Annotated in this window: 21 protein-coding genes and 1 riboswitch; of the genes, 10 read left to right on the top strand and 11 right to left on the bottom strand. The window is 65.3% G+C overall.

What is annotated here, in order from left to right; all coding sequences use genetic code 11:
• Window positions 1-135 precede the first annotated feature (135 nt).
• A complete protein-coding gene (locus ACQR07_RS04320) occupies window positions 136-2,163 on the top strand; it encodes a pyrroloquinoline quinone-dependent dehydrogenase (protein ID WP_434901119.1) in 2,028 nt (675 codons plus the stop codon).
• Window positions 2,164-2,178: 15 nt separating this feature from the next.
• On the opposite strand, the gene ACQR07_RS04315 is transcribed toward ACQR07_RS04320, so the two are convergent.
• Complete coding sequence (locus ACQR07_RS04315) at window positions 2,179-2,430, bottom strand: PilZ domain-containing protein (RefSeq protein WP_434901118.1); 252 nt, start codon at window positions 2,428-2,430, stop codon at window positions 2,179-2,181.
• A 144-nt stretch (window positions 2,431-2,574) separates the two neighbouring features.
• On the bottom strand, window positions 2,575-3,015 hold the full coding sequence (locus ACQR07_RS04310; protein WP_434901742.1) for a PaaI family thioesterase: 441 nt from the start codon (window positions 3,013-3,015) through the stop codon (window positions 2,575-2,577).
• 288 nt (window positions 3,016-3,303) lie between these two features.
• Here ACQR07_RS04310 and ACQR07_RS04305 point away from each other — a divergent pair, with 288 nt between their 5' ends.
• The gene (locus ACQR07_RS04305) at window positions 3,304-3,600 is read left to right on the top strand and encodes a hypothetical protein (RefSeq protein WP_434901117.1); all 297 of its coding nucleotides are present in this window, start codon (window positions 3,304-3,306) and stop codon (window positions 3,598-3,600) included.
• A gap of 111 nt (window positions 3,601-3,711) precedes the next feature.
• The gene (locus ACQR07_RS04300; protein WP_434901116.1) at window positions 3,712-3,942 is read left to right on the top strand and encodes a hypothetical protein; all 231 of its coding nucleotides are present in this window, start codon (window positions 3,712-3,714) and stop codon (window positions 3,940-3,942) included.
• Window positions 3,943-3,957: 15 nt separating this feature from the next.
• Here ACQR07_RS04300 and ACQR07_RS04295 read toward each other — a convergent pair whose 3' ends face one another.
• The 3 genes from ACQR07_RS04295 to ACQR07_RS04285 all read right to left on the bottom strand — a co-directional run bounded on the left by ACQR07_RS04295 (window position 3,958) and on the right by ACQR07_RS04285 (window position 5,944).
• Window positions 3,958-4,227: a hypothetical protein gene (locus ACQR07_RS04295; RefSeq protein WP_434901115.1), complete on the bottom strand. Its 270-nt coding sequence runs from the start codon at window positions 4,225-4,227 to the stop codon at window positions 3,958-3,960.
• Window positions 4,228-4,278: 51 nt separating this feature from the next.
• Window positions 4,279-4,518, bottom strand: a complete 240-nt coding sequence (locus ACQR07_RS04290) for a DUF6894 family protein (RefSeq protein ID WP_015665825.1) — start codon at window positions 4,516-4,518, stop codon at window positions 4,279-4,281.
• A gap of 1,132 nt (window positions 4,519-5,650) precedes the next feature.
• A complete protein-coding gene (locus tag ACQR07_RS04285; RefSeq protein ID WP_434901114.1) occupies window positions 5,651-5,944 on the bottom strand; it encodes a hypothetical protein in 294 nt (97 codons plus the stop codon).
• Window positions 5,945-6,416: 472 nt separating this feature from the next.
• On the opposite strand from ACQR07_RS04285, the gene recA reads away from it, so the two are divergent.
• Window positions 6,417-7,505 (top strand): recombinase RecA, encoded by a 1,089-nt coding sequence (gene recA, locus ACQR07_RS04280; RefSeq protein ID WP_434864958.1) that lies wholly within the window; start codon window positions 6,417-6,419, stop codon window positions 7,503-7,505.
• A gap of 159 nt (window positions 7,506-7,664) precedes the next feature.
• Here the strand turns inward: recA and gcvP are convergent, their stop codons facing one another.
• From gcvP to gcvT, 3 genes are all read right to left on the bottom strand, one after another.
• Window positions 7,665-10,538, bottom strand: a complete 2,874-nt coding sequence (gcvP, locus tag ACQR07_RS04275; RefSeq protein ID WP_434901113.1) for an aminomethyl-transferring glycine dehydrogenase — start codon at window positions 10,536-10,538, stop codon at window positions 7,665-7,667.
• Between the two features lie 192 nt (window positions 10,539-10,730).
• Window positions 10,731-11,096: a glycine cleavage system protein GcvH gene (gene gcvH / locus ACQR07_RS04270; protein ID WP_434901112.1), complete on the bottom strand. Its 366-nt coding sequence runs from the start codon at window positions 11,094-11,096 to the stop codon at window positions 10,731-10,733.
• Window positions 11,097-11,121: 25 nt separating this feature from the next.
• The gene (gene gcvT, locus ACQR07_RS04265; protein ID WP_434901111.1) at window positions 11,122-12,270 is read right to left on the bottom strand and encodes a glycine cleavage system aminomethyltransferase GcvT; all 1,149 of its coding nucleotides are present in this window, start codon (window positions 12,268-12,270) and stop codon (window positions 11,122-11,124) included.
• 142 nt (window positions 12,271-12,412) lie between these two features.
• Window positions 12,413-12,524: riboswitch (glycine riboswitch) on the bottom strand.
• Between the two features lie 181 nt (window positions 12,525-12,705).
• Between gcvT and alaS the strand changes: the two genes are divergently transcribed.
• From alaS to ACQR07_RS04240, 5 genes are all read left to right on the top strand, one after another.
• Window positions 12,706-15,381: an alanine--tRNA ligase gene (gene alaS, locus ACQR07_RS04260; RefSeq protein ID WP_434901741.1), complete on the top strand. Its 2,676-nt coding sequence runs from the start codon at window positions 12,706-12,708 to the stop codon at window positions 15,379-15,381.
• Window positions 15,382-15,383: 2 nt separating this feature from the next.
• A complete protein-coding gene (locus ACQR07_RS04255; RefSeq protein WP_434901110.1) occupies window positions 15,384-16,613 on the top strand; it encodes a cyclic nucleotide-gated ion channel in 1,230 nt (409 codons plus the stop codon).
• Between the two features lie 1,113 nt (window positions 16,614-17,726).
• Window positions 17,727-17,933 carry a hypothetical protein gene (locus tag ACQR07_RS04250; protein WP_434901109.1) on the top strand — a complete coding sequence of 69 codons (207 nt, stop codon included), beginning with the start codon at window positions 17,727-17,729 and terminating at the stop codon, window positions 17,931-17,933.
• Window positions 17,926-18,222, top strand: a complete 297-nt coding sequence (locus ACQR07_RS04245; protein WP_434901108.1) for a type II toxin-antitoxin system RelE/ParE family toxin — start codon at window positions 17,926-17,928, stop codon at window positions 18,220-18,222. Before ACQR07_RS04250 ends, ACQR07_RS04245 begins: the two co-directional genes overlap by 8 nt.
• Window positions 18,223-18,367: 145 nt before the next feature.
• Complete coding sequence (locus tag ACQR07_RS04240) at window positions 18,368-19,567, top strand: adenylate/guanylate cyclase domain-containing protein (RefSeq protein ID WP_434901107.1); 1,200 nt, start codon at window positions 18,368-18,370, stop codon at window positions 19,565-19,567.
• Window positions 19,568-19,761: 194 nt separating this feature from the next.
• Here ACQR07_RS04240 and ACQR07_RS04235 read toward each other — a convergent pair whose 3' ends face one another.
• The 3 genes from ACQR07_RS04235 to ACQR07_RS04225 form a co-directional block, all read right to left on the bottom strand.
• Window positions 19,762-20,769, bottom strand: a complete 1,008-nt coding sequence (locus ACQR07_RS04235) for a hypothetical protein (RefSeq protein WP_434901106.1) — start codon at window positions 20,767-20,769, stop codon at window positions 19,762-19,764.
• An 89-nt stretch (window positions 20,770-20,858) separates the two neighbouring features.
• The gene (locus tag ACQR07_RS04230; protein ID WP_434901105.1) at window positions 20,859-21,251 is read right to left on the bottom strand and encodes a hypothetical protein; all 393 of its coding nucleotides are present in this window, start codon (window positions 21,249-21,251) and stop codon (window positions 20,859-20,861) included.
• A 14-nt stretch (window positions 21,252-21,265) separates the two neighbouring features.
• Window positions 21,266-21,553, bottom strand: a complete 288-nt coding sequence (locus tag ACQR07_RS04225; protein ID WP_434901104.1) for a DUF3303 domain-containing protein — start codon at window positions 21,551-21,553, stop codon at window positions 21,266-21,268.
• Window positions 21,554-21,637: 84 nt separating this feature from the next.
• On the opposite strand from ACQR07_RS04225, the gene ACQR07_RS04220 reads away from it, so the two are divergent.
• Complete coding sequence (locus ACQR07_RS04220) at window positions 21,638-22,537, top strand: DUF6778 family protein (protein WP_434901103.1); 900 nt, start codon at window positions 21,638-21,640, stop codon at window positions 22,535-22,537.
• Window positions 22,538-22,552: the final 15 nt, after the last annotated feature.

The following is a 22,552-nucleotide window of genomic DNA, read 5'->3' as shown; positions in this document are numbered from 1 at the left end:
CCAGCGATCCGCGCTGGCACGATCCACTCGTCCCGCGGCTCCGCCGTCCGTCCCACCGGGCTTGGACCGCGCGCTCACTGGCGTTTTCCTCAACTGGCGCGTCATCTGCGGCGCGGTTTGATGGAAAGGTCGTCGATGTCGTTCTGTCGAGGTTTGGCCGCGCTCGCCGTGATCTGGACACAGGTGGTGCTTTCGCCCGCTTGGGCCTGGCAGCACTGGGGAGGAGATGCCGGCGGAACGCGGTTCTCTCCGTTGGCCCAGATCACGCCGGGGAATGTCGACAAGCTCGTGCAGGCCTGGGCGTATCACACCGGTGACATGGCGAGCCGATCACCGGCCGCCGCGCGTCGTACCAAGTTCGAGGCGACACCGCTGCTGGTCGAGGACAGTCTCGTATTCTGCACGCCGTTCAACGCGGTGATCGCGCTCGATCCCGGCACGGGCGCGGAAAAATGGCGCTTCGATCCCAAGGTCGGCGATGGTCTTCGGCCCGCCAATCGTTACGCGTGCCGCGGCGTCGCTTACTGGGTCGACCAGAGCGCCGCCGTCGATGCCGCCTGCCGCAGCCGTCTGTTCATGGGAACGGTCGACGCCCGCCTGATCGCGCTCGACGCCCGCACCGGACGACCCTGCGCCGGCTTTGGCCGCGACGGCGAGGTGCGGATCGACATTGCCAAGGACTTGCTGTGGGCGGGCGAATTTCAGATCACCTCCGCCCCCGTCGTCGGCCGGGACGTCGTGGTCGTGGGTTCGTCGATCGGCGACAATGCGCGCGTGGACGCGCCCGCCGGCATCGTGCGCGGCTTCGATGCGCGCAGTGGCGAACTCAGATGGAATTTCGATCCGCTGGTCCATGACGGCATCACCGCGGGCCATGCCAACGTATGGGCGCCGATGTCGGTCGACGAAGCGCGCGGGCTGGTGTTCCTGCCGACGTCCTCTCCCAGTCCCGACTTCTTCGGCGGCCTGCGCCCCGGCGACAACCGCCACGCCGATTCCGTGGTCGCGCTGCGCGTCGAGAACGGCACGATCGCCTGGTCCTTCCAGACCACGCACCACGATGTCTGGGACTACGACCTGCCGGCACAGCCGACTCTGGCCCGGCTCGACAACGGGCAGGGCAGCCGTGATGTGGTGATCCAGCCGACCAAGCAGGGCTTCGTGTTCGTGCTCGACCGAGATACTGGCCTGCCGGTCTGGCCGGTCGAGGAGCGCGCCGTACCGCAAGGTGCAGTCGAGGGCGAACGCCTGTCGCCGACGCAGCCATTCCCGACCCACGTGCCGGCCCTGCTGGAGCAACGCTTCACCCCGGATGACATCTTCAGGCCCGTGCCGGGCTTCATCGACTCGTCCTGTGACGAACAACTGGCGGGCTTGCGCAATGACGGGCTGTACACGCCGCCGACGACCCAGGGCACACTGCTGTATCCAATGACCGGCGGCGGCGTGAACTGGGGTGGGGCTGCGTTCGATCCCGTCCGTCAGATCCTCTACGCCAATGTCAGCCGGGCCGTTCACATCGTCAGGCTGATCCCGCGCGATCAGGCCGACCGGATGACGCCGCCGCGCGGCGTCGACTTCGGACCGCAGCGCGGCGCTCCGTTCGCAGTGACGCGGACCGTGGCGATGTCCCGGCTCGGCCTGCTGTGCAATCGGCCGCCCTGGGGTGAAATGGTTGCCGTCGACCTCAGGGCCGGCAAGATCGTATGGCGGTCGACCGTCGGCACCACCGAGGACCGCGCGCCGCTCGGGCTCGCGTTCAAATGGGGCACGCCGCTCGTCAACGGCGTCCTCGTCACAGCTGGCGGGCTCGTCTTTACCGGGGCGATGGACGCCTATCTGCGCGCCTATGATGCCGGTTCGGGCCAAGAGTTGTGGCAGGGGCGGCTGCCGGTTCCCGGCGTCGCCAACCCGATGACCTACGAATGGGACGGACAGCAATATCTGGTGATCGCGGCGGGCGGGCATTCCGAGGCTGGCACGACGCTGGGCGACAGCGTCGTGGCGTTTCGGCTGGCGCGGGACGGGGAGGCGCCGTCGTGGTGGTCACGGACGATCGACCGGCCCGGCGGCCGCTTCGACGGCGGCGCGTTCCTGGCTGCGGTATTTTTGGTCGGGCTGCTGGGGCTCGCAGTGTGGCGGCGGCGCAAACGTCGGGCGTAGCCGGCCTGCATTCTTTCAATCGAAGGCGACGCCGATCCGTTTGTCCTGGCTCCACACCGCGTGGCAGCGCCGCGTGAACTTGTCGGCCGGGATCACCAGCGTGAAGGCTTCCGGCAGGCCGACAGGGCTCACCACCTCGACGCGGGCGCCGGTGTCCGAGATGTTACGGACCGTGCAATCGACAGCCCCGCCGCCGTCGAATGCCAGCCTGCCTTGCTTGAGCACCCGATGCCGGGGTGCAATCCGTTTGTTTGCTGTCTCGCTCATCGCTCGCGACCCGATGCCGATTTGCCGTCACCTTCGCCTCAAAAGCGCATAAAATAAAACAGGCTCGCGTTTCATTGAGATAAATGCCGTGCGCAAAGGCCGCGCCGTCGTCTTCACCTTTCATTAAGTCTCCGGCCCATCCGGTCAGAGCATCGCGAAGGCGCTCGAGACCATGGCGACCGGTTTGCCGTCGTTCGCGCTCGTCAGTGTGACGCGGCCGAAGCTCATGGTCCGCCCCATCCGGATCACGCGCGCGTCGGCGAGAACGTCGGAGGAGGCGACGGCGCGCATGAAATGTGTGGTCTGATCGACGGTGGTCATCGGCCTGTAGCCGCCGCTCGCAGTCACCATTGCTATCACCATGGCGGTGTCGGCGAACGCCATGAGCGCCTGACCACAGACGACGCCATTGTCCCGGCAGAGACGAGACGAGAACGGCATTCGCAGGACTGAGCCGGGCTCCCCCTGTGCCGACGGGCTGATGTCCTCGACAGCCAGTTCGAGGTCCTGGATCCAGGGGGCAAACACCTCATTCAGAATGTTGCGCGCTTGCGTGATGGTGAAGTCGGCTGGGTCATTCGGCACGAACGGAGATCCTCCCATGATCACCTCCGCGGCTTGCTCCGGCAGGTGGAGTCAATGCATGGTTTGTCGCGGACGGGGCGGCTTGAAATGGCCGGAGTTGGAATCCTATGATGGATGCCCGCAACGGGACAGGTGGAATGCGACCCCGTGGCGCTGTTCTGCAGTCCGCGCGTTGACGAGACGGGCCAGGCCCAGCCCGCCTGAGGCCTGCCCGTTCCTGAGTCTTCGCACGGGCTTGGCGCGCGGGCCAGCGGTGCTATAAGGCGGCGGAAGACCGGGGAGTGACCAATGAAGAAGCTGATCGTGATGATGTCGGTTGCGTTGCTGACCGGCAGCGCCGTTCCAGCACTGGCGCAGACGCCCAATATCAATCTCCTTGCTGACGGCCCCTCCAAGACCCCCGAGGAGAAGGAGGCTGAGGCGGCCCGAGACAAGGCCTACAAGGACACGATGCGCAAGATCCCCGACGCCAAGGCGAACTCCGATCCGTGGGGCAATGTGCGCACCGTCGAACAGCCGAAGGCGACGCCTCCCGTGAAGACCACTGCGGCCAAGAAGCCGAAGACCGGCGCCAGCACGAACTGATGCATTGCCATTGATGTGAAGCTCGGGGCGGCGCGCCCCGCGAGCGTTCAGACTCGGATTCGCTGCAGCTTGGTCTATATTGACGGGGTTGCAGCGTGTTGGAGCTCATCGATGGGGTTGCGCCCGCGGGACATTGCCAGCCGAATGGCGGCCCGGCGCCAAAGGGGCGACGGGTATGTGCGCGACACGTTCACCCTGCCGCGCGAGGAAGCGCGCGCCAAAGCCCGTGACTATCTGAGCCGATATCCGAAGGCGGGCTATATGAGCGCCGTCGAAAGCTGGCGCGAGCTGCCCGACGGGGCCATCGAGTTCACGATGCGGCGGCTGCCGAGCGCAGACTGATCCGGTACGAGCGGCTCATTCCTTCTCGCCGAGCAGCTTGCGGGTGTCCCGATTGATGAAGTGAAGCCGGGTACAGGCCTTGCAGACCACGGTTTCATAAGCACATGTGGGATCGCCCGCCCTCGGCTCTTCGAGCCAATGCTGAACGTTCATCCCGGTCCGCGGACATTTGAAGATCAAGTTACCCATATAGTTCCAATGTCTGCCATGATGGAAACAGACATTTTGATCTCGATCAATGTCGTGTGCCGAAAAGTCGATCAGCCGCGTCAAGGTTTCAGTCAACGATTGAATCGCCGTTCTGTATTCTACTCTGGATGAGCGGTCGGCGGCCCGTCAGGCCTGATCCAGCGACTCCGCGACGATGCGGATGCGGAACACGGGCTGTCTCGTTTCGTCGAGCAGCTCCATCTGCCATTCTGAATTTTCAGCGAGCTTCCGCGAGATGCTGCTGGCCATGTCGGCGCAGACCGTCGTCATCTCTTTCCAGGCTGCGTTGCGATCGGCGCACTCGGTCCCATACTCGGACGCGCCTGAAAAGTGGCCATTACGGATACGAAAGAAATAGAGCGGCATTGCCAAAACCGGTGAGCCCTGACCGCCCCAGGCCGCTGGGTTTGATTTACGCAACGTAAATGGAGGCGGAAAACCCGATGGGATCAATTCCGGTAAAATACGGTCGACTATTGATAGTCCGCTCAGCGCCCGAACACGCGGTGATTGCAATGTTCGTCGAGCAAGTGAGCCCCGGACCGCCGCGATCCGAGGCTCCGCATCAACGTCGTAGCTTCCCCCCTCGGGGCAGTTCGGCAGTGACAAACAAAAGCGTAGTGCAAGACTGGCGTGCGCGCCTTGCGACAAATCAAGGTTGCATCACCGGGGGCCGCCGCAATGGCCGGTGCCTGAGGTGTCGCACACGGGACAGCCGATTTCCGTCGGCCGGGCTTCGCTGCAAGCGCAGTTGACGGTGCCTGAGGCCAGCGTGACAGAAGGGGGCAAGTCACATCGTCGCGCGCTTCGTCCTCTCTTGGTTCATGAGGCCAATCAGTTCCGCCGAGATCGTTCGACGAGATGACACTGTTGGCCACTAATCGCGGACACCGCAAACGTCGAAAGCCCCGGACAGTGTCCGGGGCTTTCTTTCGGCGCGGATGGTTTCAGGGCCGAGCGCCTACACATGACAGGGGCGGCTACACATGCTTGCTGATATGAGCCTGCCATCGTCGCAACGAACAAACAAACTCGGGGCTGATCAAAAATTTGTTTCGCGTTCGACAACCGAATTCTTATACCGCAACCAAAAGTTTATGACAATGGCTCTTATCCGAAACGCCTGAGCCGAAATCGACGGCGAGTGATCTGTCTCACGTAGGCGCAAACGCTGCGGCATGCTATCGCGACCTCACGCGAAGCAGGTCTGATCAGCGGAGCTGCTCACAGCACGGGAACAGCGCTTGATCTGCCGACCATCATGTCGGCGCAATTGAACTGCTGATTTTTACGTTTGCTGGAGGTGGGTGCTTAGGGCCGTATCCAACGATCTGCGATAGCAGGCTGTTGCTGCGCCCTCGGGACCGCTGGGACCACAGGCCAGTCGTGCACGACGCTTACGCGTGCATACGAAATGAGCCGAACAAAAGCAGAAGATACTTAGGAACTTCGTTCTACTCAGGAGAACCACGGGAGCGTCCGATCAACGCACGCCATGTCAGGGAAACGTTCTGACAAGCTCGATTAGTCCGACGATGGCAGCATTGAGTTCGGCGAGCTGTTCGCCCGGTATCCAATATTCGAGATGATCACGGCCGCCGGCCTCCTGGATTTGGTAACGAGAGATGAAGCTGCGCGCGATCGCGAAGCGCACCACATAGCCGTGGCCGCTTGCCGGCACGTTCCAGTCGCGCGCGATCTTCACCGCATAGTCTTCGCTGAGCACAGGGTAGAAGATCGGCTGCTCGGGCAACCGAGGCGGAAATGCGCGCATGCCGGACGCCTCGATCAAGGCGAGTTCCTTCGGACCGACCGGGCGCCAGAGCGTCACTGTTTGTTCGATATCTGAATCTGGCATGGGTTCGCAGAGTTGGCCGCAATTCGTCGGGATCGAACAGAACGCAGATCGAAAGATCCTGCAAGGCTGCTTGAGGGGTGCATCTTCTGGTTGTGGTTTGGTTTGTCCGGTCCGACCACGGCGATGCGGGGATGGCGGCATCCACTCTGGTGCTTAGCATCCTGTCTCTTCGGCACCTCCGCAATGGCGCATCGAGCCCGACGGCAGGTCGGGGCGGGCGCGCTGGCTTCAGCGGCCGTTTCGGCTCACGCACGGTTGCCCGCCGAACGGTCCGATCTGAAAAGCTTCAGATGGCGAGAAGAACATATTGCGAACAAAGAACAGATGGGGTACATTCACCTCAAGATTGCTGGCCACCTCGTTAACCGTTTGTCGATCCCGCGAATCCCCGCCATAAGGAGCGCCAATGTCCGCCACTGCCCTGCGTATCGTCGAAGGTTCCTCCATGGATAAGAGTAAGGCGCTCTCCGCGGCGCTGTCCCAGATCGAACGTCAGTTCGGCAAGGGCTCGGTGATGAAGCTGGGCAAGAACGACCGCTCGATGGATGTCGAGACGGTGTCGTCCGGCTCGCTCGGGCTCGATATCGCGCTCGGCATCGGCGGCCTGCCCAAGGGACGCATCGTCGAGATCTACGGGCCGGAATCCTCGGGCAAGACCACGCTGGCCCTGCACACGGTGGCGGAAGCGCAGAAGAAGGGCGGCATCTGCGCCTTCATCGATGCCGAGCATGCGCTCGACCCGGTCTATGCGCGCAAGCTGGGCGTCAACATCGACGAGCTCCTGATCTCGCAGCCGGATACGGGTGAGCAGGCGCTGGAAATCTGCGATACCCTGGTGCGCTCAGGGGCTGTCGACGTTCTGGTGGTCGATTCCGTGGCGGCCCTGGTGCCGAAGGCCGAGCTCGAAGGCGAGATGGGCGAGTCGCTGCCCGGTCTGCAGGCCCGCCTGATGAGCCAGGCGCTGCGCAAGCTGACGGCCTCGATCAACAAGTCCAACACGATGGTCATCTTCATCAACCAGATCCGCATGAAGATCGGTGTGATGTACGGCTCGCCGGAGACCACAACGGGCGGCAACGCGCTGAAGTTCTACGCCTCGGTGCGCCTCGACATCCGCCGCATCGGTGCGATCAAGGAGCGTGACGAGGTGATCGGCAACTCCACCCGCGTGAAGGTGGTGAAGAACAAGCTGGCGCCGCCGTTCAAGCAGGTCGAATTCGACATCATGTACGGCGAGGGCGTGTCCAAGATGGGCGAGATCCTCGATCTCGGCGTCAAGGCCGGCATCGTCGAGAAGTCCGGCGCCTGGTTCTCGTATGACAGCCAGCGCCTTGGTCAGGGCCGCGAGAACTCGAAGACGTTCCTCAAGGCCAACCCTGACATGACCGCCAAGATCGAGGCCGCGATCCGCCAGAACTCCGGCCTGATCGCCGAGCAGATCCTGGCCGGCAGTGCCGAGCGCGACGCCGACGGCGAGGAGCCGGCGGAGGAGTAGGGCCGAGCGAATGAGATGAAATGCAACGGGCGCCGGTCATTTGACCTTGGCGCCCGTTGTCGTTTGGATCGTGTGAAAGCTCGGCCGGATCTTTGAGGCCCGAGCAACCGAACGCGGCGCGTCCGGTTGCTCGGGGTTCGTCAGATCAACATGCTGATCTTACTCCGCCGCCTGCGCGTAGTCGCCGACCGGCGGGCACGAGCATACCAGGTTGCGGTCGCCGTAGACGTTGTCGACGCGGCCCACCGGGCACCAGTATTTGTCGGTGCGCGAGGTCCCCGCGGGGAAGCAGCCCTCGCTGCGGCGATAGGCCCTGTTCCAGTCGTCGTCCGCAATGTCGTGCACCGTGTGCGGCGCGTGGCGGAGCGGCGAGGCCTCGATCTTGAAGCGGCCCTGTTCGACCTCGGCGATCTCCTTGCGGATCGCGATCATGGCGTCGCAGAAACGATCGAGCTCGGCTTTCGATTCCGATTCGGTCGGCTCAATCATCAAGGTGCCGGCGACCGGAAAGCTCATCGTCGGCGCGTGGAAGCCGTAGTCGATCAGCCGCTTGGCGATGTCGTCGACGGTGACGCCGCTGCTCTGCTTCAGCGGCCTGGGATCGATGATGCATTCATGCGCGACGCGGCCGCGCTCGTTGCGGTAGAGCACCGGGAAATGCTGATCGAGCCGCGCCGCAACGTAGTTGGCGTTGAGGATCGCAATCTCTGTCGCGCGCGTCAGGCCGTCGCCGCCCATCAAGAGCATGTAGATGTAGGAGATCGTCAGGATCGAGGCCGAGCCGTAAGGCGCGGCCGAGACCGGCCCGACCGGATGCGCGCTCGCGCCGTCCGTGCTGGGGTGTCCCGGCAGGAACGGGGCGAGGTGCGCCTTGACGCCGATCGGGCCCATGCCCGGACCGCCGCCGCCATGCGGGATGCAGAACGTCTTGTGCAGGTTGAAATGGCTGACGTCGGCGCCGTAGTCGCCGGGCCTGGAGAGGCCGACCTGGGCATTCAGGTTGGCGCCGTCGAGATAGACCTGGCCGCCACGGGCATGGACGATGTCGCAGATGTCCCGGATGTGCTCCTCGAACACGCCGTGGGTCGAGGGATAGGTGATCATGATGGCCGCGAGCGTCTTGCTGTGGGCCTCCGCCTTGGCCTTGAGATCGGCGAGGTCGACATTGCCGCCCGTGTCGCAGCCGACCACGACGACCTCCATGCCGACCATGTGCGCCGACGCTGGGTTGGTGCCATGCGCGGAGGAGGGGATCAGGCAGATCCTGCGGTGGCTCTCGCCGCGCGCGGCATGATAGCCGCGGATCGCCAGCAAGCCGGCATACTCGCCCTGTGCGCCCGAGTTCGGCTGCAGCGACACCGCGTCGTAGCCGGAGATCCGGCACAGCCAGTCCTCGAGATCGGCGAACATCGTGTGATAGCCGGCCGCCTGCGCGCGCGGCACGAACGGATGCAGGCTGGAGAATTCCGGCCAGGTCAGCGGAATCATTTCGGTGGTCGCATTCAGCTTCATCGTGCAGGAGCCGAGCGGAATCATCGCGCGGTCGAGCGCGAGATCGCGGTCGGCGAGCTTGCGCAAATAGCGCAGCATCTCCGTCTCGGAGCGGTGCGCGTGGAACACGGGGTGGGTGAGGTACGGCCGCTGCCGCTTCAACTCGGCCGGGACAGCGTCGCGCGCCCCAGCTTCGATGTCTGCGTAGGACAGCTCGCCACCGAACGCGCGCCAGACGGCTTCGACGACATCGGATGTCGTGGTCTCGTCGAGCGCGATGCGCAACTTGTTGCCGTGGCGGCCGAGATTGATGCGCTCGCCTTCCGCACGCGCGATGATCGAATCGGCCTTGGCGCCGGCTTCGACGGTGACTGTATCGAAGAAGCTCTCGCTGGCCGGCGCCAAGCCCAGCTTGCGCAGCCCGGCTGCCAGCACCGCGGTCCGGCGATGCACCGTGCGGGCGATCGCCTTCAGCCCCTCGGGTCCGTGATAGACCGCGTACATTGCCGCGATCACCGCCAGCAGCACCTGCGCGGTGCAGATGTTCGAGGTCGCCTTCTCGCGCCGGATGTGCTGCTCGCGGGTCTGCAGCGCCAGGCGGTAAGCGGGCGCCCCGCGCGAATCGACGGACAGGCCGACGATGCGGCCGGGCAGCGAGCGCTTCAGTGCGTCGCGCACCGCCATGTAGGCGGCGTGGGGTCCGCCATAGCCCATCGGCACGCCGAAGCGCTGCGCCGAGCCGATCGCGATGTCGGCGCCGAGTTCGCCCGGCGAGGCGATCAAGGTCAGCGCCAGCAGGTCGGCGGCCAGGATTGCCAGCGCGCCCTTGTCGTGCAGCCGTGCAATGGCGGCGCGCGGATCGCGCAACGCGCCGGTCGTGTCGGGATATTGCAGCAGCCCGCCGAACACCTCGGCGCTGTCCAGATCCTTGGCGGGATCACCGACGATCAGCTGCCAGCCCAGCGGCTCGGCGCGGGTGCGCAGCACGGCCAAGGTCTGCGGGTGAACGTTGTGGTCGACGAAGAACGCCTTGGTCTTCGCCCGCGCCGATCGCTCGGCCAGCGCCATCGCCTCCGCAGCCGCAGTGCCCTCGTCGAGCAGCGAGGCGTTGGCGACGTCGAGCCCGGTGAGGTCGCAGATCATGGTCTGGAAGTTGAACAGCGCCTCCAGCCGGCCCTGGCTGATCTCGGGCTGATAGGGCGTGTAGGCAGTGTACCAGGCCGGGTTCTCGAGGATGTTGCGCTGGATCACCGCTGGCATGAGCGTGCCGGAATAGCCCTGGCCGATCAACGAGGTGAAGACCTCGTTCTGCGCCGCCAGCGCGCGCATGTGGCCGATCGCCTCGACCTCGCTCAGCGCCGGTTCGAGCGTGAGCGGAGCGGTCTGACGAATGCTGGAAGGCAGAGTCTGCGCCATCAGCTCCGCGACGCTCTTCGCGCCGACGGTCTCCAGCAGCGCCGCGACGTCACGGGGCGAGGGACCGATATGGCGGCGGGCGAAGCTGGTGGCGGCATCATCGAGCGGCTTGAGCGGCGTGGTCATGAGGGCCTCGCTGGAAGATCCAAAGTTGGTGTCATCGTCCGTCCCCGGTTCTCGCCTGCGGCGAGCCCGAGGACAGGCTCCAGCGGACGATCCGGTACGCCGAGGCGCCTGTGGTCGACCGCTGACGCTGGTGAGTACTGGATGCCCCGCCTGCGCGGGGCATGACGGCGGGTGTGGTGACCCGCGAACTCATCACGCCGTGTGCGCCTTGTAGGCAGCCTCATCCATCAGGCCGCCGAGCTCGGCCTTGTCGGCGATCTTCAGCTTGAAGAACCAGGCCTTGCCATTGGCGTCGGTGTTGACCAACGCGGGTTCGTCGACGATCGCCTGGTTGACCTCGACCACCTCGCCGGTGATTGGCGCGTAGACGTCGGAGGCGGCCTTGACCGATTCGACCACCGCGGCGGCTTCGGTCTTCTTCAGCGCGCGGCCGACCTGCGGCAGTTCGACGAACACGACGTCGCCGAGCTGGGCCTGGGCATAATCGGTGATCCCGATGGTGGCGACGTCGCCATCGATGCTGAGCCATTCATGGTCTGACGTGTAAAGCGTGGTCATGGACGTCCTTCAGCGCTTGCAGGGGTCAACGTTTGTAGGTGTTGGGGACGAAAGGCGTGGCGGCGACGCGCAGCGGCAGCCGCTGCCCGCGCACGTCGGCGAACAATTGGGTGTCCAAAGCCGCGAGGGCGGTCGGCACGTAGCCCATTGCGACCGGCGCATTAAGCGTCGGCCCGAAGCCGCCGGAGGTCACCTTGCCGACCGGCTCGGTCGAATCGGCGGTCGCGAACAGCGTCGCGCCCTCGCGCACCGGCGCGCGGCCCTCCGGCCTCAGGCCGACGCGGCGGCGGGCCGCACCACCCTCGAACTGCGCCAGGATCTTGGCTGCCCCCGGAAAACCGCCGGCGCGCGCGCCGCCATTGCGGCGAACCTTCTGCACCGACCATTCCAGCGCGGCCTCGACCGGCGTGGTGGTCGTGTCGATGTCATGGCCGTACAGGCAGAGCCCGGCCTCGAGCCGCAGGCTGTCGCGGGCACCCAGCCCGATCGGCAGCACATCCTTGTCGGACAGCAGCGCCTCGGCCAGCTGCTCGACCTGGTCGGCCGGCACCGAGATCTCGTAGCCGTCCTCGCCGGTGTAGCCGGAGCGTGAGACGTAGCAGGCGAGACCGTCGACCGTGCGCGGGCCGGCGTCCATGAACCGCATCGCCTCGGCCTCTGCACAGAATTTCGCCAGCACGGACGCCGCCTTCGGCCCCTGCAGCGCCAGCAGCGCGCGGTCTGTCAGCGGCTGCACCTCGCAGACGTCGGACACTCCGTCGCGCAGCAGCGCGATATCGGCCTCCTTGCAGGCAGCGTTGACGACCAGCACCAGGTGCTCGCCGAAATTGGCCACCATCAGGTCGTCGAGAATGCCGCCGTCGGCATTGGTGAACTGCGCATAGCGCTGGCGGCCGGCAGGAATGCCAATGATGTCCTGCGGCACAAGCCGCTCCAGCGCGGCCGCGGCGTCGGCGACGTTGCCGGATTTCGGCACCAGCGCGACCTGGCCCATGTGGGAGACGTCGAATAGCCCGGCGTGGCTGCGGGTATGGAGGTGCTCCTTGAGCACGCCGGGCGCGTATTGCACGGGCATCTCATAGCCCGCAAACGGCACCATTTTGCCGTCGAGGCTGACATGCAGCGCATGGACAGGTGTTCGCTTCAAAGAGAGGGGGGCAGCCGGTTCAGCCATCAGGGGTCCTCGCGCGGTTCCTCGGGACCAGTCCCGAAAAACGCTACCGAAGCCCCATCTGTCGCTGTGCCTGAGAGTATTATCCCGTCGGCGGACGCCTCCCGGGATCAAGCCCGGCCAGCGTCTCTTTCCAGATGCAGTTGAAGTCGCGAGGGTCCTTTTGCCTGAGAGTTTCCGGGGCGGTTGCTCCTTCGGCGCCGGCCCTTGATGTTCAACCAGAACTTCAAAGAGCCGATCTCTCCCGACGCGACTGTCGTCAGTGCCGCCGACCAAACACCAGGGAACGGGAGCTGTCAACGCGTCACCATGGCTTTCAACCAGCTTTAGGAGCCGTGCAGCAACCCCATGATGTTTCTGCACAGTTTCTGGACACGCGATAGTCCCTTGTCTAAAAGCATTGCCGCCGAATTCCCGGACTTCTTCGATTGGATTGCTATGAGCGGCGTCAACGAGATCAGGTCGACCTTCCTCAATTTCTTCGCTGCGAACGGCCACGAGATCGTGCCGTCCTCGCCGCTCGTGCCGCGCAACGATCCGACCCTGATGTTCACGAACGCCGGCATGGTCCAGTTCAAGAACGTCTTCACCGGCGTGGAGAAGCGGCCCTACAACCGCGCCACGACGTCGCAGAAATGCGTGCGTGCCGGCGGCAAGCACAACGATCTCGACAATGTCGGCTATACCGCCCGGCACCACACCTTCTTCGAGATGCTCGGCAACTTCTCGTTCGGAGATTACTTCAAGGAGAATGCCATCGAGCTCGCCTGGAAGCTCGTCACCAAGGAGTTCGGCCTCCCGAAGGACAAGCTGACCGCGACCGTCTATATCGACGACGACGAGGCGTTCGGGCTCTGGAAGAAGATCGCGGGCCTGCCTGAGTCGCGCATCATCCGCATCGCCGGCTCGGACAATTTCTGGCAGATGGGCGACACCGGCCCGTGCGGTCCGTGCTCGGAGATCTTCTACGACCATGGCGACAAGATCTGGGGCGGCCCTCCGGGATCGCCCGAGCAGGACGGCGACCGCTTCATCGAGATCTGGAACCTCGTGTTCATGCAGTATGAGCAGCTCGAGGGCGGGGTGCGCAATCCCCTGCCGAAGCCGTCGATCGATACCGGCGCGGGCCTCGAGCGCGTCGCCGCGGTGCTGCAGGGCAAGCACGACAATTACGACATCGACCTGTTCGTCGCGCTGATCCGCGCCATCGCCGACCTCACCAATGCCGATCCGCACGGCCCGCAGAAGGCGAGCTTGCGCGTCATCGCCGACCACCTCCGCGCCTCGTCGTTCCTGATCTCGGACGGCGTGCTGCCGTCCAACGAAGGCCGCGGCTATGTGCTGCGCCGGATCATGCGCCGCGCGATGCGCCACGCCCAGCTGCTCGGCGCCCGAGAGCCCTTGATGCACAAGCTGGTCGGCACGCTCTCCCGCGAGATGGGTCAGGCCTATCCCGAGCTGATCCGCGCCGAGTCGCTGATCAAGGAGACGCTGCGGCTCGAAGAGACGCGCTTCCGCAAGACGCTGGAGCGCGGACTTGCCATTCTCGACGAGAAGTCGTCGACGCTCACGAAGGGCGACATGTTCGACGGCGACGTCGCCTTCACGCTGTATGACACCTACGGCTTCCCGCTCGATCTCACGCAGGACGCGCTGAAGTCGCGCGGCATCAGCGTCGACCAGGCGTCCTTCACCGACGCCATGGAGCGTCAGAAGGCGAAGGCGCGCGCCGCCTGGGCGGGTTCGGGCGAGGCGGCCACCGAGACGGTCTGGTTCCCGCTGCGCGAGAAGCTCGGCGCCACCGAGTTCCTCGGCTACGACACCGAGACGGCGGAGGGAGCGGTCACCGCGCTGGTCAAGGACGGCGCCGAAGTCGACAGCCTCAAGGCCGGCGAGAGCGGCGTCATCGTGCTCAACCAGACGCCGTTCTACGGCGAGTCCGGCGGCCAGGTCGGCGACACCGGCGTGATGACCGGCGACGGCGTCCGCGTCCGCATCACCGACACCCAGAAGAAGGCCGGCGACCTGTTCGTGCATATCGGCACGGTGGAGCAGGGCACGCTCAAGCTCGGCACCGCGCTGCAGCTCGACGTCGATCATTCCAGGCGCTCGGCGATCCGCGCCAATCACTCGGCGACCCACATCCTGCACGAGGCGCTGCGCCAGGTGCTCGGCGACCACATCGCCCAGCGCGGCTCGCTGGTCTCGCCCGACCGCCTGCGCTTCGACTTCGTCCATCCGAAGCCGATCTCTCCGGAGGAACTCGCCCGCGTCGAGGACATCGCCAACGACGTCGTGCTGGAGAACGCCGAGGTCACGACCCGGCTGATGGGGCTCGACGATGCCCGCGAGGCCGGCGCCCGGGCGCTGTTCGGCGAGAAATATGGCGACGAGGTCCGCGTCGTCTCGATGGGCAACGTCGCCCGCGACCACGGCGCTAACGCGATGGGCTGGTCGGTCGAGCTGTGCGGCGGCACCCATGTGAAGCGCACCGGCGACATCGGCCTGATCGCGGTCACCTCCGAGAGCGCGGTCGCCTCCGGCGTCCGCCGTATCGAGGCGCTGACGGCGCGTGGCGCCCGCGCCCATGCCAACCACAATCTCTCGCTCGCCAAGGCTGCCGCGGCCGAGCTGCGCACCGCGGTCGACGAGGTGCCGGCGCGCATCACCGCGCTGATGGAGGAGCGCAAGAAGCTCGAGCGCGAGCTGTCGGATGCGCGCAAGAAGCTCGCGATGGGTGGCGGCGCTGCGGCCGGCGGCGCCGACTCCGGCGTGCGCGAGGTCAACGGCGTCAAGCTGATGGCCCGCGCGGTCCAGGGCGTCGAGGTGAAGGATCTCAAGTCGCTGGTCGACGAGGCCAAGAAGCAGATCGGTTCCGGGATCGTCGCCATCGTCGGCCGCAGCGAGGACGGCAAGGCCGGCGTCGTGGTCGGCGTGACTGCCGACCTCACGTCGCGCTTCAACGCGGTCGAGCTGGTGCGCGCGGCCTCCGAGGCGCTGGGCGGCAAGGGCGGCGGCGGCCGTCCCGACATGGCCCAGGCCGGCGGCCCGGATGGCAGCAAAGCGGAAGCCGCGCTGGCCGCGATCGAGAGCGCGATCAGCAAGGCAGGCTGATCGTGCCGCCGCTCGGGCCCGGCGAGAGCGTTCGCGACCCCGATCTGCGGGACCGGCTCTACGAGCTGCTCGAGCACGATCATCTGCCGCTCTCGGTCGGCTCGCGCTTCGTGCGCATGATCGTCATCGTGATCTTCGCCGACGTACTGGCGACGATCCTCGCCTCGGTGCCGCATCTCGATGCCCGCTTCGGGCCGACCTTCACCGCGGTGAAGGTCATGGCCGTGCTGGTGTTCGGCTTCGAATATTTTGCCCGGCTCTGGAGCGTCGCCGGCCACACGCCGCGCCACGTCTCGGCGCTGCGCGACCGGCTCGACTACGCCTTCTCGGCGCTCGGGGTCATCGATCTCCTGGCCTTCCTGCCGGCCGCGCTGGTGCTGTTGTTCGGCGATCATGCCATGCTGGCGATGCTCGCGGTGCTGCCGTTCTTCAAGCTGGTGCGCTATTCGCCGGCGATGCGCTCGCTGCTCGCGGCGATCCAGGCCGAGCGTCGCACTTTGGTCGGCTGCCTTGTGATCCTCGCCGGCGCCGTGCTCTTGTTCGCCTCGCTGCTCTACGCCGTCGAGCGCGACGTGCAGCCCGAGAAGTTCGGCACCATTCCCGATGCGATGTGGTGGGCGATCGTGACGCTGGGCACCGTCGGCTATGGCGACGTGGTGCCGGTGACGGCGCTCGGCAAGGCGATCTCGGTGTTCACCATCGTCGGCGGCCTTGCGATGATCGCGCTGCCGGTCGCCATCATCTCCAATGCGTTCGCCGACGAGGTGAAGCGGCGCGACTTCGTCGTCACCTGGGGCATGCTGGCGCGGGTGCCGCTGTTTTCGCATCTTTCGGCGTCGGAGATCGCCGACATCATGCGTCTGTTGCGCGCACGCACCGTCGAGGCGGGCGAAATTCTTGTTCGCCGCGGCGACGTCGCCTCGTCGATGTATTTCATCACCGCGGGCGAGGTCGAGATCGAGCTGCCGACGCAATGCGTGCGGCTCGCCGACGGCACCTTCTTCGGCGAGATCGCGCTGCTGCACCGGACCAAGCGCTCCGGCACCGTCAAGGCCACGCGCAAGACGCGGCTGCTGGTGCTCGACGCCCAGGATTTCCACGCATTGATCACCCGCATGCCCGCGCTCGCCGCGCATGTCACCACCATCGCCAAGGCCCGCATGGCGGACTCCGGCGACCTCGCCCTCGCCGAACTGTCCCAGGCCGAGCACGACGACCAGCCCGGCGGGTAGGGGGCGGCATACATGACTCCGGTTTTCGCCCTGCTGCCACCCTCCCCTCCAGGGCAGGGCAATCGCATGTGGAATTTTTCGATTCTTTTCGTGCTTCCAAGGAGCAGTGCGGCGTATGGGTCCCGGATCGGCCTCACGCCGCGCTGGTGCGCGTCGTGGCTTGTCCGGGACGACGGCGCAGTTTGTAGTCTGTAGGGTGGGCAAAGCGGACGCCCGCAGGGCGGTCGCGTGCCCACCGTGCATCGGCATACTCGGAACTTCATGGTGGGCACGGCGCGGGATGGAGCCTGGCTCGCAACGCAGATCGGAGGCGCGCCTTTGCCCACCCTACGGCAGCATCGCTGGCGGTCGATTTCACAGTCTCAAACAGCACGGACATGAGTTCGTAGTCTCGCGGCACATCGTGCCCGAGGTCTGCTCGTCGTCCGCCCTCGACAAATGATGAGGGCGCAGGGAATGCCGGGTGAGGGCCTCACCCATGGCCCGCCTGCGAACAAAATGCAGGCGGCAGGTACCACAGGCAAAGCCGGTTCATCCGGCATTCCCTGCGCGGCGGTTTTAACGCTTATACGCGATCTCCTCGGTGCACCGGGCTTGTTGGCCACCGTGGCGCGACAACGCGCTTACGCGCATTGCGCGCGGGACACCAGCTTCGGGGTGTCAGGACCACGCGACTTCACGTCCGCGAGACCATCATTCGTCCGCACCATCCGGCGCGCTGATGCCCTCACGTCCACCGCATTGCCGGCCCAACGTTTCGTGACGACGCGTACGCCCCTCATCCGGACCGGAACGCAGACAGTTAGGCATGAATTGCTGATTTTCGGAAGTGAATTATTTTTGCGCCGGGCTCTTGAAATGAGCGATGTCGTTGGGCGCATTGTTGAATTCAGATTTCACTCGCATCCGATGCAGATCGGCCGATGGAGCGCTCCAGTCCCGTCCGGGCACGCCCTGCCGCTCGTCGGACAAATCAGGACAAATGGGGCGCGGGACCGTTGCTCGACGATGTCACAGTGCATGACGGGTCGCAGAACCAGCCTCGCAAAATCCGCTGACGAATGCTATATTTTCAATCGGTCGCTTTGACGGGCCGTGTCCTTGGAAAAATCGATGTCCGAAACGAAGACCGACGCGTACCCTTCGGCGTTACCGCCCAGCGCCGCGGAACTCGCAGAATGGAATGCGTTGACGCGAGACGAGCAGATCGCGCGCGTCAGAGAGTTTTTCGCGCATCCGGACTGCGAGACGTTCACCGACGAGACCGCCGAAGACATCATTGCGGCCGCCCGGCAGCGCGCCGCGGCGCGCCGTGGGTAGCTACCGCCTCAGCATTCGTGCGCGAAGTCAGATCGTGCAAATTTACGAGTACACAGAGAGCCAGTTTGGAGCTTATCAGGCGGAAGCCTATGCGTCCGGACTGATCCGAACCTTCGAATTGCTCGCAGATTTTCCTGCCATTGGCCAATCCGCCGAGGATTTCCGTCGAGGGCTGCGACGGTTTCGCTTCCAGGCGCACGTCGTCTACTACACGGTGTCGGTTGACGTGGTGGAGATCCGCGGCGTGTTACACCACGCGCGCCAGATCAGATCCAGCCTGTTTGATTGATGCAGTCGGGAACCTGGCCCGGCATCCGTCCGACTGCTCTCGGCCTGCTCATTCGGACAGGTGAGACATGACGCCGATTGACTCTTTCGCGCTGCGACACGACATCTCCGGGAATTGTCAAGCTCAGGATGCCCAGGAGACCCCCATGACCGCAGCCGACGCCCATCCCGTCCCCGGCCAGCACCTTCCCGCCGACGTTGTGGACTGGCTCACCAACGGCACCCGCGACGAGCGCTTCATCGACAACATCTTTGCCCAGATGTGCATTCGCCTGCGGCAGGCCGGCGTTCCGGTGAAGCGGGCCTCGCTGCATGTGCAGATCAATCACCCGCAATGGTTCGGCGCCCGCATCCTGTGGAGCGACGGCATGGAGGGCGCCGACATCGCCCGGGTCGACTACGACGTGCGGGAGCGATCGGAATTCGTCGGCAGCCCGGCCAGCGAAATCCATGGCGGCGCCGACGAGATCCGCGAGAACCTGGCCCGCGATCCCAAGCTCGGCCGCCAGCACGCGATCTATGACGAGATGCGGGCGCAGGGCCTCACCGACTACGTTGCCTGGCCGATGTACCACACGCTCGGCAAGCGCCACATCGTCACCTTCGCGACCGACCGGCGCGGCGGGTTCGAGCCGGCGCATATCGACGCCCTGCTGCGGCTCATGCCGGTGCTGGCGCTGGTGAGCGAGATCCGGATCAAGAACCGTCTGGCGCGCACATTGCTCGAAACCTATGTCGGGCCGCATGCCGGCGAGATGATCCTGGCCGGCGCCACGCGGCGCGGCAGCGGCACCACCGTGCGCGCCGCCATCATGATCTGCGATCTCCGGGATTTCACCCGGATCTCCGACAGCTGGCCGCGCGACGACGTCATCGATCTGCTCAACGGCTATTTCGACGCGATGGTCGAGCCGATCACCCGGCATGGCGGCGAGATCCTTAAGTTCATCGGCGATGGCCTGCTCGCGATCTTTCCGCTCAGCCAGTCGCAGGCCTGCGCCAAGTTGCTGTATGCGGTGAGCGATGCACGCAAGGCGATGGCGGAATTGAACGCGCGCAACGCCGCGGCCGGCCGCGCGCCGCTCAACTACGGCATCGGCGTGCATCTCGGCGACGTCATGTACGGCAATATCGGCTCGCTCAGCCGGCTCGACTTCACGGTCATCGGCCCGGCGGTCAACATGGCCTCGCGCATGGAAGCACTGACCAAGCAGGTCGGCCGCAACGTGCTGCTGTCACGCGCCTTCGCCGAGCATCTCGAAGGCGAGTTCGCACTCGAGCGCGTCGGCGAATTTCCGGTGCGCGGCTTCAGCGACCCGATCGAGCTGTTCTCGTTCGAGGGGTAGCGGGCTTGTCGTAGGGTGGGCAAAGCGGCCGCCGCAAGGCGGCAGCGTGCCCACCGTCGCGCGGCAGAGCAATCGGATAGATGGTGGGCACGGCGCCACGACGATCGCGATCGTGGAAAGAGCACGGCTGCGCCTTTGCCCACCCTACAGTTGAACGAAGGCGATGAGCAAATACAGGCGCGCCGTCAGTTTGCTCAGCGGCCGAATTCCTGCTGAAGCCGCAGGAAGGTCTCGGTCGGGCGATCATAGCTGACGAGCCTGACATCGAGATCGAAGCTGGACGCCAGCAACAGCGCGCGGCGCAGCGCGTGCTCGATCCAGGCCTCCTCATTGCCGAATGCGCCGCCGCCGACGCTGGTGAGCAGGACGATGTTCGAGCCGCTGACGGCGTTGAACACGGCTGCCCAGATCGTTGCCTCGTAGGTGGCCTCCAGGATGAGGCGAGCGAACGTTTCCCAATATCGGGGCGCGGGCGAGCAGTAGGCCACGGGGAGCGCGGAGCAGAAGGCCTGCGACACCGTCGGTCTCGGCTCTTCCGCGTCGGTCAGCTCGACATCGGAATGCAGGCCGATCCGAAGCTGTCCGCGCAATGCGTCGATTTCATCGCCATCGCTGGCGTCGAGGATGGCCGTGATGGTGTCGAGTCCGGTGCGCGTGCACAGCGCATAACCGTTCGTCATCGCCCACAACTCGCCGCCGTGGGGCAGGCGAGGTGTCAGCGCCGCCCTGACATCCGCGAGCGCGTCGAGCTGACGGTCGCGGGTCTGGCCCGATTGGTCGCCGACCGGGGCAAAGTAGTTCCGGTAGATCGTCGCGGCGCCGGCGGCGATCGCGCAGGCGGGACCCTGCGTCTGATCGTGCTGGTAGATCGTCACGCCGTCCTCCGGCGTCGCGTGGGGGCCCATCATCTCCAGCAGGTTGAACTGCGAGGCGACCTGGAACAGCGCCCCGGCGAATTCCGGCACCAGATGGAGCGTCCGGACATCGCCGCTGACCAGATTCACGCGAAGCCGCCCGGTTCTGCACGCCGTGCCTTGGACCCTGGTCCGGAGCTCCGACAATTTCGGCAGCTCCAGTCGTCCAGCCTGGTAGCTCTTGCCATTGACCAGAGATGTCAGCCGTCCGTCTTCGCAGGCCAGCCTGGCGCGCGTCGAGGCGTAGTCGGTCTCCTTGAAGCCCGTCAGCCGTTCGAACCAGTCCACGACGCCAGCCTTTCGTCCTCGCGAGCCGACACGAGACGCAGTGTAGGCCATCGCAGCTCACCCCGGCAATCAACGACGCCGTCTTCGTCCTAGAGGAATCGCAGCGGCCGCCAGTAGACGAGGCCCGGCGCGAACAAGATGATGGCGAGCGCGACAGCGGCCCCGGCGATGCAGGTCATGATGATGGCTCGTGACGACAGGCCGCGAGCCCGCGGCAGGAACGTGAGGGCCCGAACAAGGGCTCCGACGATGAAGCCCGCCCTTGCGAACGGCAGCATCGGGATGTCGAGCAGATCTTTCAGCGTACAGGCGCGGTTGCAGCCGCCTTGCTCAGGCGTCCACCATTCGCGCAGGCCGCCGATCATCGTCGCCAGCGCGAGCAGCAGCGTTGCCGCCAGCAGCGCGCGCCACGACGGCATCAGCACCGCGATCGCATAGGAGACGAGGCACACTGCGATCATCTGCGTCAGGATGTCGAACATCTCCCGCCTGCGCCTCAGCGCTCATCCAGAAATGGCGCCACCACCTCGCGGGTCTCGGCGCTGGTGACGACAGGCACGATCTCGAAGGTCATGCCGGTGTCGCGGGCGTTAGATAGAATCCATTGCTGCAGCAGCCGGGCGTCGTTGCATTCCATCAGCTGGAAGCAGCGGTCGAAATTCGGCTCGATCCAGCTGCCGAGATATTTCAGGCCGTCGGGAAATGTGATGCCGGGGTCGCGCACGCGGCGGTAGACCGGGATCGGATCGCGGTCCTTGAAACGTTCGATCACCATGAACAGCATGCGCGCCTTCCTTGTCTCGGCTCGCGCGCATTCTGGGCTGGATTCGATCTGCGTGCCAGGACCGGCGCGTGGCACGGCCGGGTGATGCCGGAGAGAACGATCGCCCGGGGGCGCCTGATCCAGACAGCCGGCCGCGGCGCCATGGTTCGCTACGCGCCGCAAGGGGCGCTCCTGGCCCGTGGTGATGCTGCCGATGAGGCATGCACGTCACAGGCGCTCGGCTTTCGGCTCATGAGCCGGCTGCGCTGCTCGCGCAGTGTACGGTTTCATGTTAGTTCGCCGGGGAGGGGTCACGGGGGGCGTGATCATCGAATTACAATCAAAAGTTGCAGTGGGGGCGTAACGATGACGAATTGCAGAGGTGGTGCCGGCGCGCTGCTGGCTTGGGGACGTCTGGCGGTCGTTGGACTGCTGCTCATGACGCTGCCGGGATGCGTCACGGTCGAGAATTCGCTGTCGCAGAACGATATCGCCGCCATGCGGCTGACCGCGGTTACCGTCAGCTTCGCGCCCGATTCCGTTATCCTCTGGGACGATGGCGAGCGCGCTTATCGGCGGGCGAAGCTGCAGACCGACGACCAGTTCGCCGGGGATACGAAGAGCGAGGAATGCAAGGAGTTCATGCGCGCCCAGCTCGCCCCCCAGATCAAGTCGGGCGTCGAAAAGGCGATGGCTGGACAGCTCAACGGCGGGCGGCCGGTGCGGCTGGAGATCGTCGTGAAGCAGTTCGCAATCCCGTCGGTCGCTCAGCGCGTGATCGTTGGCGGCCATCCGAACATGCAGGCGGATGCTAATCTGGTCGATGCACAGACCGGGCGGGTGCTCTTGTCAAACCCCAAGCTCAACACCTTCGTGCCAGTCGGCAACGGCATCCTCGGGACGGCGATCCAAGCGGCGGTCGATCAAGCGTCGGACCAGACCCCGGAGGGCAAGCTGATCACGAGCTACGGGCAAACCTACCGCAACTGGTTGATGCGCACCTGAACGCTGCAAGGGCCG

This window comes from Bradyrhizobium sp. HKCCYLS20291 (assembly GCF_051167715.1).
Classification (GTDB): Bacteria; Pseudomonadota; Alphaproteobacteria; order Rhizobiales; family Xanthobacteraceae; genus Bradyrhizobium.
This window is presented reverse-complemented; position numbering and strand designations above follow the sequence as displayed.

Coding starts and splice junctions, on each gene's coding strand:
- ACQR07_RS04320 (WP_434901119.1), top strand. CDS start 136: ATGTCGTTCTGTCGAGGTTTGGCCGCGCTCGCCGTGATCTGGACACAG.
- ACQR07_RS04315 (WP_434901118.1), bottom strand. CDS start 2,430: ATGAGCGAGACAGCAAACAAACGGATTGCACCCCGGCATCGGGTGCTC.
- ACQR07_RS04305 (WP_434901117.1), top strand. CDS start 3,304: ATGAAGAAGCTGATCGTGATGATGTCGGTTGCGTTGCTGACCGGCAGC.
- ACQR07_RS04300 (WP_434901116.1), top strand. CDS start 3,712: ATGGGGTTGCGCCCGCGGGACATTGCCAGCCGAATGGCGGCCCGGCGC.
- ACQR07_RS04290 (WP_015665825.1), bottom strand. CDS start 4,518: ATGCCGCTCTATTTCTTTCGTATCCGTAATGGCCACTTTTCAGGCGCG.
- recA (WP_434864958.1), top strand. CDS start 6,417: ATGTCCGCCACTGCCCTGCGTATCGTCGAAGGTTCCTCCATGGATAAG.
- gcvP (WP_434901113.1), bottom strand. CDS start 10,538: ATGACCACGCCGCTCAAGCCGCTCGATGATGCCGCCACCAGCTTCGCC.
- gcvH (WP_434901112.1), bottom strand. CDS start 11,096: ATGACCACGCTTTACACGTCAGACCATGAATGGCTCAGCATCGATGGC.
- gcvT (WP_434901111.1), bottom strand. CDS start 12,270: ATGGCTGAACCGGCTGCCCCCCTCTCTTTGAAGCGAACACCTGTCCAT.
- alaS (WP_434901741.1), top strand. CDS start 12,706: ATGAGCGGCGTCAACGAGATCAGGTCGACCTTCCTCAATTTCTTCGCT.
- ACQR07_RS04250 (WP_434901109.1), top strand. CDS start 17,727: ATGTCCGAAACGAAGACCGACGCGTACCCTTCGGCGTTACCGCCCAGC.
- ACQR07_RS04240 (WP_434901107.1), top strand. CDS start 18,368: ATGACCGCAGCCGACGCCCATCCCGTCCCCGGCCAGCACCTTCCCGCC.
- ACQR07_RS04230 (WP_434901105.1), bottom strand. CDS start 21,251: ATGTTCGACATCCTGACGCAGATGATCGCAGTGTGCCTCGTCTCCTAT.
- ACQR07_RS04225 (WP_434901104.1), bottom strand. CDS start 21,553: ATGCTGTTCATGGTGATCGAACGTTTCAAGGACCGCGATCCGATCCCG.
- ACQR07_RS04220 (WP_434901103.1), top strand. CDS start 21,638: ATGCCGGAGAGAACGATCGCCCGGGGGCGCCTGATCCAGACAGCCGGC.